The sequence below is a fragment of the Flavobacteriales bacterium genome, assembly GCA_019694795.1.
Classification (GTDB): Bacteria; Bacteroidota; Bacteroidia; order Flavobacteriales_D; family UBA2798; genus UBA2798.
The window spans coordinates 62,682-77,363 of record JAIBBF010000002.1; the positions used below are offsets into that span (position 1 = coordinate 62,682).

General features: G+C 41.2%; 13 protein-coding genes. 8 read left to right on the forward strand and 5 right to left on the reverse strand.

Translation table 11 applies throughout. The features are described from left to right. Positions 1-17: 17 nt before the first annotated feature. Positions 18-443 carry a hydroxyphenylacetyl-CoA thioesterase PaaI gene (gene paaI, locus K1X56_01670; GenBank protein ID MBX7093398.1) on the reverse strand — a complete coding sequence of 142 codons (426 nt, stop codon included), beginning with the start codon at positions 441-443 and terminating at the stop codon, positions 18-20. Positions 444-511: 68 nt separating this feature from the next. On the opposite strand from paaI, the gene K1X56_01675 reads away from it, so the two are divergent. Beyond that, positions 512-1,180 carry a DUF2461 domain-containing protein gene (locus tag K1X56_01675; GenBank protein MBX7093399.1) on the forward strand — a complete coding sequence of 223 codons (669 nt, stop codon included), beginning with the start codon at positions 512-514 and terminating at the stop codon, positions 1,178-1,180. Positions 1,181-1,188: 8 nt separating this feature from the next. Here the strand turns inward: K1X56_01675 and K1X56_01680 are convergent, their stop codons facing one another. Further along, positions 1,189-1,803, reverse strand: coding sequence for a sigma-70 family RNA polymerase sigma factor (locus K1X56_01680; GenBank protein ID MBX7093400.1), 615 nt, complete (start codon positions 1,801-1,803; stop codon positions 1,189-1,191). Beyond that, positions 1,794-2,903, reverse strand: a complete 1,110-nt coding sequence (locus K1X56_01685; protein ID MBX7093401.1) for a glycosyltransferase — start codon at positions 2,901-2,903, stop codon at positions 1,794-1,796. Before K1X56_01685 ends, K1X56_01680 begins: the two co-directional genes overlap by 10 nt. An 86-nt stretch (positions 2,904-2,989) precedes the next feature. Here K1X56_01685 and tgt point away from each other — a divergent pair, with 86 nt between their 5' ends. After that, positions 2,990-4,120, forward strand: a complete 1,131-nt coding sequence (gene tgt / locus K1X56_01690) for a tRNA guanosine(34) transglycosylase Tgt (protein MBX7093402.1) — start codon at positions 2,990-2,992, stop codon at positions 4,118-4,120. Between the two features lie 23 nt (positions 4,121-4,143). Beyond that, positions 4,144-5,184: an LptF/LptG family permease gene (locus K1X56_01695; protein ID MBX7093403.1), complete on the forward strand. Its 1,041-nt coding sequence runs from the start codon at positions 4,144-4,146 to the stop codon at positions 5,182-5,184. Here the strand turns inward: K1X56_01695 and ispE are convergent, their stop codons facing one another. Continuing rightward, entirely contained in the window at positions 5,185-6,003 is an 819-nt protein-coding gene (gene ispE, locus K1X56_01700; protein MBX7093404.1) for a 4-(cytidine 5'-diphospho)-2-C-methyl-D-erythritol kinase, read from the reverse strand. Positions 6,004-6,248: 245 nt separating this feature from the next. On the opposite strand from ispE, the gene secA reads away from it, so the two are divergent. Both secA and K1X56_01710 read left to right on the forward strand, forming a co-directional pair. Further along, positions 6,249-9,569, forward strand: coding sequence for a preprotein translocase subunit SecA (secA, locus tag K1X56_01705; GenBank protein MBX7093405.1), 3,321 nt, complete (start codon positions 6,249-6,251; stop codon positions 9,567-9,569). A gap of 38 nt (positions 9,570-9,607) precedes the next feature. Beyond that, positions 9,608-10,531, forward strand: a complete 924-nt coding sequence (locus K1X56_01710) for a hypothetical protein (protein ID MBX7093406.1) — start codon at positions 9,608-9,610, stop codon at positions 10,529-10,531. Here K1X56_01710 and K1X56_01715 read toward each other — a convergent pair. Next, entirely contained in the window at positions 10,523-11,020 is a 498-nt protein-coding gene (locus tag K1X56_01715; GenBank protein MBX7093407.1) for a cupin domain-containing protein, read from the reverse strand. The two genes, K1X56_01710 and K1X56_01715, sit on opposite strands and share 9 nt — an antisense overlap. Before the next feature lie 80 nt (positions 11,021-11,100). On the opposite strand from K1X56_01715, the gene ligA reads away from it, so the two are divergent. From ligA to dapA, 3 genes are read left to right on the forward strand one after another with little or no spacing between them, the layout of a single operon-like run. After that, positions 11,101-13,119 (forward strand): NAD-dependent DNA ligase LigA, encoded by a 2,019-nt coding sequence (gene ligA / locus K1X56_01720; GenBank protein ID MBX7093408.1) that lies wholly within the window; start codon positions 11,101-11,103, stop codon positions 13,117-13,119. Further along, on the forward strand, positions 13,119-13,667 hold the full coding sequence (locus tag K1X56_01725) for a hypothetical protein (GenBank protein ID MBX7093409.1): 549 nt from the start codon (positions 13,119-13,121) through the stop codon (positions 13,665-13,667). Before ligA ends, K1X56_01725 begins: the two co-directional genes overlap by 1 nt. After that, entirely contained in the window at positions 13,664-14,557 is an 894-nt protein-coding gene (gene dapA / locus K1X56_01730) for a 4-hydroxy-tetrahydrodipicolinate synthase (GenBank protein MBX7093410.1), read from the forward strand. The genes K1X56_01725 and dapA overlap by 4 nt, the downstream gene beginning before the upstream one ends. Positions 14,558-14,682 lie beyond the last annotated feature (125 nt).

The following is a 14,682-nucleotide window of genomic DNA, read 5'->3' on the forward strand; positions in this document are numbered from 1 at the left end:
TCGCCGAAGTGAGATTTCTAAATCTGTAACCATTCCTGAGAAGTGCGATAAACAGTGCCCCGGAAAGAGGCTACAAGTTTACCATTTTGATTGGTAATGTCCACTTCATACAATGCTATTTTATTCGAGATATTTTTTTCAACAGCGCGCGCTGTCAGAATGTCGCCTTCATGCACTGGAGCTAAATGAGAAATGGCAGTTTCTACACTTACACATTTTCTTCCATGCGAATTCGAAGCAAAAGCCAATGCACTGTCGGCCAGTGAATAGGTGAGTCCTCCATGCGCAATGGAAAATCCATTCAGCATTTCTGCTCTGATTTTCATCCTCAACACCGAAATTCCGGGACCATCCTCAATGCGTTCTATTCCCAGCCATTGACTATAGGGATCCTTGTTATACATTAAATCCACAATTGCGGTTGCTTTAGAAATCGGATCCATCTTAAAAATTTTAGGTTAAAAGTAAGGAACGTTTCTGAAATGATTATTTTCAAGAAAACATTTGAGCTATGTCGGCCTATTTCAGCAAGGAATTCAGTAAGTTTTTTATTGAGTTAGCACCCAATAACAATAAAGATTGGTTCGATGCCAATCGCGATCGCTATGAAGAATTTGTAAAAAAACCATTCAGAGCCTTTACGGAAAAAATGATCGAAGGAATTTCCAAAGCAGATCCGCGTGTTAAAGTAAGCGCTTCAGAATCGATCTTCCGGATTAACCGCGATATTCGTTTTTCAAAAGATAAATATCCCTATAAAATGCACATGGCAGCAGCCATTTCTCATGCAGGAAAAAAGATGCCGGATGTTTCCGGATTTTATTTTCAATTATCTCCGGAGGGAATTCAGATTTATCAGGGAGCTTATTTTATTGAAACGCCGACTTTACACCGTTTGCGTGAATATATCGTAAGGGAGAAAAAGACCTTTAAGAAATTAATTTCTGCCAAAAAATTCACCGATACTTATGGTGGAATTCAAGGTGATGGAAATTCGCGTTTAAGTGGCGAGATAAAAAAAGCGGCAGAAGAATTACCCATGCTGGCTGCGAAAAATTTCTATTGGGGCGCGATGCTTCCGGCAAAAACAATTCTGGCTGCTGATCTCGATAAACAATTAATGGATCATTACAAAGCTGGAAAAGCGTTGGGTGATTTTCTCGATGAGGGAATGAAATAAAAAGGAATTCAGATTTTATCTTTCGAATTCTTCAGAATCTGAAAGAGTAAATCGCGCGCACGGAATAATTGTGCTTTTACGGTTCCCAATGGTAAATCCAGTTGCTCTGCAATTTCTTCATAAGCTAATTGCTGGAAATAACGCATTTCGATTAACTGACGATAACGTGGTTTTAATTTCTGCACCACATCGCGCATCAGTTTTTCTTTCTGTTGTTTTATGGCCGTTTCCTCCGGATCCAGTGCATCCGATTTTAAATCGATATACATTTCATCTCCATCGTCGCCCGAAATTGCGGAGTCGATCGACAAAGTATTTTTCTTTTTCTTGCGGATAAAATCGATGCAATTGTTCGAAGCAATTTTGAATAACCAGGTAGAAAATGCAAAATTGGGTGTGTACAAATCCAAACGGTTAAATGCTTTACCAAAGGCTTCTATGGTTAAATCATCCGCATCGTCTTTGTTGTTCACCATTTTCAGCAGCATGAAATAAATGGAGTCGCGGTAACGATCCATCAATTCGGCAAATGCCGCCTGCTCACCTTCCCTGGCTTTTAATACCAGTTGGTAATCATATCGGGCTTTGTCCGACAGGTTTTCGTAGCCTTCTTCTAATTCCATTTGTCTGCTTTCACAAATTTATTCGAAATGTGTATCACCGGGTGAAGAACTAACAGGACCCATTCAAAAACAGGAACCCATAACAATAAATCCTTATCCCCCAGCTTACGCATCGATCGGCTAAAGATAACCATTTGAACCACCAGCCGAAGGAATAAAAGTCCCAAAATAATTAAGATGTATTTGTTCAAAACAAGTAGGATAATCGCCGAAATCACTAAAATGAGGAAACTAATCGGAAACAACAGGAGCATCAGCTTGTGCAAAAAGCGATAGTGCGGGGCAGTGGTAAAGTGACGTTTCTTCTGGCGAAACCAATCGATAAACCGCTGTTTGGGCATGGAAACGATGTGCGCACCGGGCTCCGGCATGATTACCGTTGTTTTCTTTTTTGCCGCTTCATTGATGAACAAATCATCATCGCCACTCGAAATATGATAATGCTTTTTAAATCCGCTCACTCTGAAAAAAACTTCCTTTTTGTACATCAGATTGCGACCTACCCCCATATACGGAATTCCGGCTTTTGCCATGGATAAATATTGCATCCCGGCCCATAAGGTATCGAAACGAATCAGCTTGTTGAGCATTCCTTTTTCTCTGCTGTACGGACTATATCCCAACACCACTTCCGAATCCTCTTTCCGGCTTTCAATCATTTCCCGTATCCAGTTAACGCTAGTCGGTTTACAATCGGCATCCGTTAGCAGTAACCACTCGTTTTTTGCACCCTTAATTCCAATGGTGAGCGCCATTTTTTTACCATAATGCTCGTGATTGGATTCTTCAATGTTGATCACTTTCAGATTGCTGTACTTCACCTGAAAGGCTTTTAGAATTTCTTTGGTATCGTCCCACGAACGATCATTCACTACCACCACCTCAAAATCGGGATAATCCTGATCGAAGATATAAGGGAGGTTTTCAATGAGCTTGCTCGACTCCGAACGGGCGCAAATAATAATGGAAACCGGATCAAGACGAAGCGATTCTTTCTTGGTACGCGAAAAGGCTAATCGTCCAAACCAATTGAAAAAGAACAACAACTGAATAAAAAGAGCTGTCGAAAAAACAATCAGTAAAATTTCTGGAAGTCCCATCTTGGATTCGGTATAGAAGCAAAATCGGACAAAAGTACCAATCTCAAATAGTTGTTATCTTTGGCCTTGCAGAATTTTTCAACAATATGCAATTCGAACTACAAGCCAAGGATCCCGGATCAAAAGCAAGAGCAGGAATGGTCAGAACTGATCATGGGGACATTCCTACACCCATTTTTATGCCTGTGGGTACACAAGGTTCGGTAAAGGCCGTACACCAGCGTGAATTAAAAGAAGATATCGGCGCTAAAATTATATTGGGCAATACCTATCATTTGTATTTACGTCCAGGACTAGGTCTGCTCGAAAAGGCGGGGGGATTGCATCGTTTTATGCATTGGGATGGACCTATTTTAACCGATAGCGGCGGATATCAGGTTTACTCTTTAAGCGATAACCGCAAAATCAAAGAAGAAGGGGTTACTTTTCGCTCTCATATTGATGGATCCAAACATTTGTTCAGTCCGGAAAAAGTAATGGATATTCAGCGTAAAATCGGAGCAGATATCATAATGGCTTTCGATGAATGCACGCCCTATCCCTGCGAGTATGAATATGCGCGACAAAGCATGGAAATGACTCATCGCTGGTTAAAACGTTGTTGCGAACGGTTTGATCAAACAGAACCCTTGTATGGATATTCGCAAACCTTATTTCCCATTGTACAGGGTTCGGTTTACGAGGATCTGCGTAAGCGCTCTGCCGAAACCATTGCATCGTTTAACCGCGAAGGAAATGCGATTGGGGGATTATCGGTTGGTGAGCCCGAAGAAGAACTGTACAAACACACCGAGCAGGTTTGTGAAATACTTCCGGCCGATAAACCACGTTATTTAATGGGAGTCGGAACTCCGGTCAACTTACTTGAAGCGATTGCTTTGGGTGTGGATATGTTCGACTGCGTAATGCCTACCCGTAATGCACGCAATGGAATGTTGTTTACCAGTGAAGGAATAATAAATATCCGCAACGAAAAGTGGAAAGACGATTTAAGTCCGATCGATCCCAACGGAACGGCTTATGTCGACCAATTCTATACACGGGCCTATTTACGTCACCTCACCATTGCCGGTGAAATGCTCGCGGCTCAAATTGCAAGTATTCATAATCTGGCCTTTTATCTCTGGCTGGTGGGAGAAGCACGCCGTCATATTATAGATGGCGATTTCACCACCTGGAAAAATGCTATGATTCCGAAGCTGAAAAATCGTTTATGATCAATAAACTCGATCGCTATATCATGAGAAGGTTCCTCGGGACATTCTTCTTTATCATGACCATGCTCATGTCGATAGCGATTGTGTTCGATTTTGCGGAAAAAGTAGATGACTTTATCAATTTCGGCGCTCCGGTAAACGAACTGATTTTCGATTACTATATGAATTTTGTATTCTTCTATGGCAATCAATTCAGTTTCCTCATCATATTTATTTCGGTCATTTATTTCACTTCAAAAATGGCCAACAACAATGAACTAATTGCAATTTTAAGCAGTGGCGTTTCTTATAACCGGATGTTGCGCCCCTTTATGCTCGCTGCATCATTTTTAGTGATTTCCTCCATTTTTCTCAATCATTTTGTACTGCCGAAATCCAATAAAGTACGACTGGAATTCGAAGAGAAATACGCACACAATTTATTGTCGCTCGTCAATATCCACCGCGAAGTGGAAAAGGGAGTGATCGTATATTTCAATAATAACCACTATGGATACCTCGACGGATTTTGCATGGAAAAATGGGAAGACGGCGAGCTGAAAAGTGTCATGAATGCACAACGGGCATATTATGATACGCTGCAGGCAAAATGGACCTTAACCTTTTATTTCACCCGATACCTGGGTGATGATCACGACTCCATTTTGAGAGGTGATAAAGTGGATACGGTCTTTAATTTTGCGCCCAAAGATTTGGGTTACCGCAACGAATTTGCATCCTCCATGACCACACCGGAATTGCGCCGTTTCATTGCCGAGGAAAAAGCAAAAGGAAGTGCAAAAGTGGTGTTTTCGGAAATCGAATTGCATTTGCGTACTTCGTATCCCATTGCCGCCTATATTTTAACGCTTATTGGCGTAAGTGTTGCTGGAAGAAAAACCAGAGGAGGGATGGGATTAAATATTGCCATTGGAATGTTGATGGCGGTCAGTTATATTTTCAGTATGAAAATCACCACCGTGGCGGCTACCAATGCAGGATTAAATCCCTCGATTGCGGTGTGGATACCGAATGTGATTTTTCTGTTATTAACCATTCCGCTTTACAGGATGGCACAGAAATAATCAGGACCACTTTCCACTATAATTTTTAGCCTCAAAATAATCGGAAACATCCGGATTTTTATGGGGAAATATCCCGAATAAAGTACTTCCGCTACCTGTCATGGACGCATAAATGGCTCCCATTTCATAAAGCATTTCTTTATCGGATTTTAAATCGGGAAACCTGGAAAATGCGCTGATCTCAAAATCGTTTTTCAAATAATTTTTCCATTCGCCAATAGGGAATTGTTGAACGATTTGAAGACTTGAATAAGCGGGTACCGATGGTTGAATTCCGGAATATGCTTCTGCCGTTCCAATATGAAGATTTGGATTGGTAAGGTAAATGGAATAAGAGGAAAGATCGAGCTCAATGGTCGACATCCGCTCGCCTCTGCCTTCCACATGTGCAGGAAGATTACGAATGAAAAACGGACAATCACTTCCCAATTGTGCTGCAAATTTTTCCATTTCTTCAATGGATAATTGCAGTGAAAACAATTCATTGAGCGCTTTAATCATGAATGCACCATCAGAACTTCCCCCACCTAAACCGGCGCCCATCGGAATCAGTTTGTGCAAATAAACTTCTACTGCAGGAATGGAATAATTTTGTTGCAGAAGAGCGAGTGCTTTTACCAGTAAATTATTCGTTGATTCACCCGGAATGTGAAGTCCGGAATAATGAAATGAACTTGCATCTTTCGTGGAAGGAACCAGCTCTAAAACATCTTTCCAGTCAACCGGATAAAAAACACTGTCGATATCGTGATAACCATCGGGTCGTTTACGAAGGACATTTAATCCCAGATTGATTTTGGCATTCGGAAAGGAGATCATGCCTCAAAAATGCAGATTTTTTACTGGAATAAATACGACCTTTTGGCAGATGAACTGTTCTTTTTCCGACAAATTCTGCCATTTTCCTTCAACGGCCTGCTTTTTGAACCCTGAATGCCAGTTGCCGACACGAAACGTCGATGTTTTTTCAAATTATTGTTTTTCAATGATTTGTTCTGTCATTTTACGTTAGGTGCTTGCATAATATTTGATTATTTTTGTGGCCTTTAATACACACCTTAAACATGTTAGGATTACTTAAGAAAATTTTCGGGAACAAAACGGACAAGGACATTGCTGAAATCCGTCCCTATGTAGATAAAGTCAATCAGGAATTTGCAAAACTAGCTTCATTGTCGCACGATGAATTGCGTGCAAAAACAGAAGCGCTGAAAGTTAAAATTGCAGCGTTTGTACTTCCGGAAGAACAAAAAGTGCTCGAATTAAAAAATCGCGCCAATGCATCTTCCGATATGGAAGAAAAAGAACGTCTTTTCGAAGAAGTTGAAAAGATGGAAAAAATCGTGGATGAAAAACTGGAAGTGATTTTGTTGGAAATTCTTCCCGAAGCATTCGCCATTGTAAAAGACACTGCCCGTCGCTTTAAAGAGAATCCGGAAATCATTGTTACGGCGAGTGAATTCGATAAGAATTTAAGTGTTAAATCAGGCCTAGTCACCATTAATGGTGATAAAGCTACCTGGAAAAATTCCTGGCAAGCTGCAGGGAATACGATTACCTGGGACATGGTTCACTATGATGTGCAGTTGATTGGTGGTGTAGCACTGCATCAGGGAAAAATTTCTGAGATGCAAACCGGTGAGGGTAAAACGCTGGTAGCAACATTACCTATTTTCCTCAATGCACTTGCAGGAAAAGGTGTGCATGTGGTAACGGTGAATGACTACCTGGCAAAACGTGACTCCGAATGGAATGGTCCTATTTTTATGTTCCATGGTTTGTCGGTGGATTGCATCGATAAGCATGAACCGAATTCAGAAAAAAGAAGAAACGCTTACCGTGCCGATATCGTTTACGGAACCAACAATGAATTTGGTTTCGATTATCTCCGCGATAACATGGCCACTAATATCGATAGCCTCGTGCAACGTAAATTGCATTTTGCTATTGTGGATGAGGTTGACTCCGTATTGATCGATGATGCGCGTACTCCGTTGATTATTTCGGGTCCAACACCTAAAGGCGACAAACATGAGTTTTACGAATTAAAACCGAAAATCGAACGCCTGGTCAACGAGCAGAGAAAATTTATCAACCTCTGTTTAACGGATGCAAAAAAATCATTCTCATCACTCGGTGAAGATGGAAAAGGAAGTCTCGATAAAGAAACTTCAGAAAAAGGCGGAATGGCCTTGTTGCGTGCTTATCGCGGATTACCTAAAAATAAAGCACTGATTAAATTTTTATCGGAGCCTGGGGTAAAAGCACAATTGCAAAAAACAGAAAATTATTACCTGGCAGATCATCAAAAAGAAATGCCGAAAGTGGATAAGGAATTGTATTTCGTTATCGACGAGAAAAATAATCAGATTGAATTAACCGATAAGGGAATTGAATTGTTATCCTCCGGTGAGGATTCCAATTATTACATTCTGCCTGATGTTGGTTCCGAGATCGCAAAAATTGAAAATTCAAGTTTAAGTCCCGAACAAAAAATCGAAGCCAAAGATGCGTTGACTTTCGATTATACCGTAAAGGCAGAACGTATTCACACCATGAATCAATTACTCCGTGCTTATGCGATGTTTGAGCGCGATGTGGAGTATGTGATTATGGATGGAAAAGTTAAAATTGTAGATGAGCAAACAGGTCGTATTATGGAGGGGCGCCGTTATTCCGACGGATTGCACCAGGCGATTGAGGCGAAAGAAAATGTGAAGGTGGAAGCTGCAACGCAAACTTATGCGACTATTACATTACAGAATTATTTCCGGATGTACCACAAGTTAGCGGGTATGACCGGTACTGCAGAAACTGAAGCAAAAGAATTCTGGGATATCTATAAACTGGATGTGGTTTGTATCCCAACCAACCGTGCTATTTCGAGAAAAGACCAAAATGATTTGGTATTTAAAACAGCACGCGAAAAATACAATGCCGTTATTGATGAAGTTGCAAAACTCAGAGAGGCGGGTCGACCAGTCCTGGTAGGTACTACCTCCGTAGAAATTTCTGAATTACTCAGCCGCATGCTGAAATTGAGAAATATTCCGCATCAGGTATTGAATGCTAAAATGCATCAAAAAGAAGCAGAAGTAGTAGCACTTGCCGGTTTAGCAGGTACAGTAACCATCGCTACGAATATGGCAGGTCGTGGTACCGATATTAAACTCGGTCCCGGTGTTAAAGATGCAGGAGGTTTGGCCATTATCGGAACAGAACGACATGAATCACGTCGTGTCGACCGACAGCTGCGTGGTCGTGCGGGTCGTCAGGGAGATCCCGGATCATCACAGTTTTTCGTTTCACTCGAAGATAACCTGATGCGCTTATTCGGATCGGAACGAATTGCAAAAATGATGGACCGTCTCGGAATGAAAGAAGGAGAAGTCATTCAACACGGAATGATTACGAAATCCATCGAACGAGCTCAGCGTAAAGTAGAGGAAAACAACTTTGGTATCCGTAAACGATTGCTGGAATACGACGATGTAATGAACGTTCAGCGTAAAACCATTTACTCGAAACGTAAAAACGCATTGTATGGCGATCGTTTGGATATTGATTTAGCCAATATGTTCTACGATGTAGCCGATGCAGTTACAGGTGAATTCCACGACCTTCGCGATTTCGAAGGATTCCGTTTCGAATGTTTACGCACATTGGCGGTTGACTCGCCGGTGACTGAAGAGGAATTTGTTTCCAAAGACAGCAATGAAATTGCACAGTTGCTTTTTGAAGAAGCAATGAAAACGTACGGACGAAAAACCGAACATGCCATGGAGCGTGTTTATCCGGTAGTGAAAAATGTTTTCGAAACACAAGGCTCGCAGTTTGAAAATATCATGATTCCATTTACGGATGGATTCAAAACATTACAGACTGTTGTCAACCTCAGAGAAGCGTATGAAAGTGGCGGACGCGCAGCTTTGCGTACAGTGGAGAAATCGGTGATGCTTGCGATTATCGATAATGAATGGAAAGAACATTTGCGCGAAATGGACGACCTGAAACAGAATGTTCAGCAGGCCGTTTATGAACAAAAAGATCCTTTGGTGATTTACAAACTGGAGTCGTATGAATTGTTCAAGCAAATGATCAATCGCTTCAATAAAGAAGTTATTTCATTCCTGATTAAAGCACAATTACCAATCGGAAATAACGAGCCGGTTAAACAAGCACCTGCTCCACGCCAGGAAGCTCCGAAAAATATTCAGACCTCACGCACCGAAGTTCCTCAATATTCTAATCCGAATTCAGGAGCGAACGGACCGGAAAAAGTGAAATCGGCACCTATTCGTGTAGAGAAGAAAATCGGACGTAACGATCCTTGTCCTTGTGGCTCCGGAAAAAAATACAAAAACTGTCACGGTACAGAAGAATAAACAAGTCCCGCCTCGTGCGGGATTTTTTTTCATTCACCATGAAAATATGTTTTAACATTTTATTCCTTCTTTATTCATCCGTGTTAATTGCACAATCGATGAATACAGATGTGCTATTGGGAGATTTTGTTTTAAGAGGAGATACTTTGTATGTATCGGGACTAAAAAATATTCATCCTGGTCACAAAGGATACGATAACCAACCCTCCTTTTCTTCCAATGGAGACCGGATTTTATTTTCGGCGCAAACGGCCGACTCCACCACCAATATTTTTTATTATGATGTGAAGTCGGGCAAAACAATGCTATACGCTAATTCGCCCCAAACTTCAGAATACAGTCCTGCTTTTTATCTCCATGAAAAATCCGTCACCTGCGTTCGGGTAGAGGAAGATCAAACTACACAGCGGATCTGGACTTTCAGTAAAAATGGAAAAAAAGAAAAATGCTTGTTTCCGGAAATCGATTCGGTAGGTTATTATCAGCTTAGCGATAATGGCGATCTGTTCGCATTTATATTGGGTAAATCCGAATTTCATTCCCTGCGCTATTATGAAAATGGGAAAAAGGAATTGATAATTGCAGATTCAGTGGGAAGATGTTTTTTTTATGATGAGGCCATAGAAGTGGTAGATGGCGAAAGCATACAAATGGCACCTCCATGTGTGTTTTTTTCAAAATATAATGCAAAGGGACAACTTGGTATTTACATCTGGTACGTCAATGATTTTTCGGGTGGAACGAATTATTGTCTTTCTCCTTCCATGCCGGAAAAAGCAATGGATTTTATTTCTTACTCCAACTCATTTATTTGTAGTTCACCCGAAGGATTTTTTATTCTTGATTTTGCCACCGGAGAATGGAATCCATTAATACTGATAAGCGATGTCAACATCAAGGGTGTAACCCGGTTTAAAATTCATGCTGCAACGGGAAAAATTGCACTTGTAGTTTCAGAGTAAACAAAAGCGTTGTAACAAGGATTCATGTTGCGGGAATTGTTGAATCATTTCGGTTTTTTTCGCCAATATAAAATCCCTGAAATCAAACCCCGGAGCTACTGCGCAGGATACCAAAATAAATTCTCCTGAAATGACTTCTGCTGCAAACCAGGTGTTTTTTGGAATTACAATTTGCAGCTGTTCATTGTTCTCCGGATAACACCCTATATCGGAATAGCTATACGTTCCATTTTCAGAAATGAAATGTATGCGACCGGTTCCTCCGTTATGCCAATACCAGATTTCGTCGGATGATAAAATATGAAAATGAGAACGGGATTTTTGGTCGAGCAAAAAATAGATACTGGTCATGTAATTTCTCCGACCTTCCTTCTGGTTTAATGTCGCGGGAATTTCTTCCTCACTCCGAAAAATCTCCTTGAAATAACCTCCTTCGGGGTGGGCGGTTAAAGCAAGTTTTTCAATCCAGTAACGACTATCCTTCTCCATTGTTCACAATTTTTATTTCTTGTCCAAATCTTCTTATTATCCGCCTATTTTCCTATTCCTGACTTCACTATTTTTACACTATGACGGCAGATGAAGCTAAAAAACGAATTGATCAGCTTACAGAAGAGCTGAACCATCACAATTATTTGTATTACGTAAAAAGCGAACCTTCCATTAGCGATTTCGATTTTGATATGCTTCTGGAGGAATTGATTCGTCTCGAGGCGCAATACCCGGAATGGATGCATGCCGATTCGCCCAGTCAGCGCGTCGGTGGAGATATCACGAAAGATTTTCCGGTGGTGCGTCATCAATATCCCATGATGTCGCTTTCCAATTCCTATTCCCGCGAAGAAATTGTGGAATTCGAAAACCGTATCAAGAAACTGATCGATGGCGAAATCGAATATGTGTGTGAATTAAAATACGATGGTGTTGCTATTTCGGTGGCTTATGAGAACGGAAAATTTCTGAGGGCGGTCACCCGTGGTGATGGCGAACAGGGTGAAGATATTTCTCCAAATGTAAAAACCATCCGGTCTATTCCGCTTCGTTTACATAAAGGGGATTACCCTGCTCATTTCGAAATAAGAGGTGAAATATATTTTCCCAGAGCTAATTTCGAAAAATTGAACAAAGAGCGTGAAGAAGCAGGCGAACCTTTATTTGCAAATCCCCGCAATACAGCTTCAGGTACACTAAAATTGCAGGATTCAGCGATTGTGGCTAAGCGCGGACTCGATTGTTTCCTCTATGGAATGGCCGGTGAAAATCTCCCGTTTAAAACGCATTTCGAAAGTATTCAGTCGGCCGGTAATTGGGGATTTAAAGTTCCCAAAGTGGAGGATCAGTTTATACGGGTATGCAAATCGATTTCTGAGATAATGGAATTTATCGATTGGTGGGATGAAAAACGAAAATCATTGTGGTTCGATATCGACGGGATTGTGATTAAAGTGAATGATTATCGTCAACAACAGGAACTCGGTTTTACCGCAAAATCTCCGCGTTGGGCTATTGCGTATAAATTCAAAGCAGAGCAGGTTTCAACAACACTGGAAAGTATTTCCTATCAGGTAGGAAGAACGGGTGCCATCACACCGGTGGCTAATTTAACGCCTGTTTTATTAGCGGGCACCATGGTGAAAAGGGCTTCTTTGCACAATGCCGACCAAATGGAAAAATGGGATCTACATCACCATGATACAGTTTTTGTAGAGAAGGGTGGCGAAATAATTCCAAAAATTGTGGGCGTGGATCTTGCTAAACGAACGTCGCATGCTCATCGTTTTATTTTTCCGGATAAATGTCCCGAATGCGGAAGCATGCTTCAACGAAAAGAAGGAGAAGCACAGCATTTTTGTCCCAATGAAAGTGCTTGTCCTCCACAAATCAAGGGTAAAATGATTCATTTTACTTCACGCAAGGCCATGGATATTGAAGGACTCGGTGAAGAAACGATTGAGCAATTGTATGGTGCGGGACTCATCCGTGATATCGGCGATATCTATGAGCTGAAAAAAGAGCGGTTGTTACCCTTGGAACGAATGGCGGAAAAGTCGGTGAATAATCTTTTGGCGGGAATAGAACAGTCCAAATCAGTTCCTTTTGAACGCGTACTTTTTGCTTTGGGAATTCGCTTTGTAGGCGAAACGGTAGCCAAAAAACTGGCGCGTCATTTTCTGTCCATCAGCAAACTTTCTGCTGCGCGACTGGAAGAATTGACCGCTGTTGAAGAAATTGGTGAAAAAATAGCGCAAAGTGTACGAGAATGGTTCGATGAGCCGGTAAATTTGCATTTAGTCGATCGGTTAAAACAGGCGGGACTCCAACTCGAAGTGGATCCTGAATCCGTAAAACCGAAAGGGAATAAGCTGAAAGGAATGAGTATTGTTGTTTCGGGCGTATTTCAATCTTTTTCGCGCGATGGAATTAAAGAGGTGATTGAAATTAACGGAGGAAAAGCCAGTGGATCGGTTTCCAAAAAGACAAGCTTTTTACTTGCAGGGGAAGAGGCCGGACCAAGTAAACTGGAAAAAGCGAAAGAACTGGGAGTGAAAATTATTACGGAAGAAGAATTTAAGCAATTGCTTGCATAATGTTCGAAGGAATTAAACGGAAAATCGGCTTGCGCCAGATGCGTTCGGAGTATAAAAATCTCCGGAGGGTAGGGAAGGTGTTTAATCTTTCCACGGCTCAATCTGTGGCGCTGATTTACCAATGCGATTCCGAAGAAAAACTGGAACAGGTAAAAAAATATGTTCGTCACCTGAAAGAAGAACACGGAATAAAAAAATTAATGGCGCTCGGATTTGTCAATGAAAAAACATTACCCGAATACGCCAAGGCAAAACTTGATCTCGATTTCTTTTGTCAGGCAGATCTGTCCTGGAATCTTCGGCCTTCAGGCAATGCCGTCAGAAATTTTTGCAGTGAATCTTACGATATTCTCATCGATCTGGAGAAAGATGAAATCGTTCCATTGCGACATATCCTCAATAAATCGAAATCGCGGTTTAAAGTCGGCTATTTTACCGAACAGTTCGGGAATTATTACGATTTTATGCTGGATGTAAAATCCACCGAAATGCTCGATTATATTGCACAAGTCAATCACTATTTATCCATCATCAATAAAGTATCATGAAAAAAGGATTTCGTGGCATGGGCGTGGCCGTTATCACCCCTTTTAACAAGGAAGGTGAAGTTGATTTTGCTGCATTACAGCGAATCCTCGAAAATCTGATAAGCAACGGTACCGACTATCTGGTCATTCAGGGTACAACCGGCGAATCGGTAACACTCACCGAAAGTGAACAACGTGCGGTGCTCGATTTTGCCATTGAGATCAATAACAAACGTCTGCCACTTGTTTATGGGGTAGGAGGAAATAATACCAAGGACATCGTTGAAACATTAACCAGTTTCGACTTTACGGGAGTGGATGCTATTTTAAGTGTTAGTCCCTACTACAATAAACCAACACAAGAAGGAATTTATCAGCATTACAAAGCGCTGGATGCCGTTACACCTCGTCCCATTATTCTTTACAACGTACCGGGAAGAACGGGGAGAAATATGCAGGCAGAAACTACTTTGCGTATTGCCAGAGAATGTAAAAATGTAATCGCCATTAAAGAAGCATCCGGAAGTTTTAATCAGATCATGTCCATCATACAGGAAAAACCAAAAGATTTTTTGGTCATCTGTGGCGATGATGCCATTGCTTTGCCCACCTGCTCCATTGGTGCAGATGGTGTTATTTCGGTGGTGGGAAATGCATTTCCAAAAGAGTTTTCTCAAATGATTCATTTCGCATTCGATCAAAAATATATCGAGGCGGCTCAAATCCATTACAATTTGCTCGATATTATTCAGCACTTGTTTGTAGAAAGCAATCCTTCCGGAGTAAAAGAAGTGATGAAGTTCCAGGGAATTTGTCAGAATTATACCCGACTACCCATCGTTCCTGTCTCTGAAGAGACCTCCAAAAAAATCTATTCGCTGCTGGCGGCTTGTCCTTACGTTAAAATCTGATGAGTTTCGTTTCCAGTAACCGTACTTCCTTTTATATCCTGTTGGGTTGTTTGGCACTCTACCTTCTCCTTAGCTTGTTTTACACGGAGAAATCAGAGCAAAAAGATCAAAAACCGGTTATACAA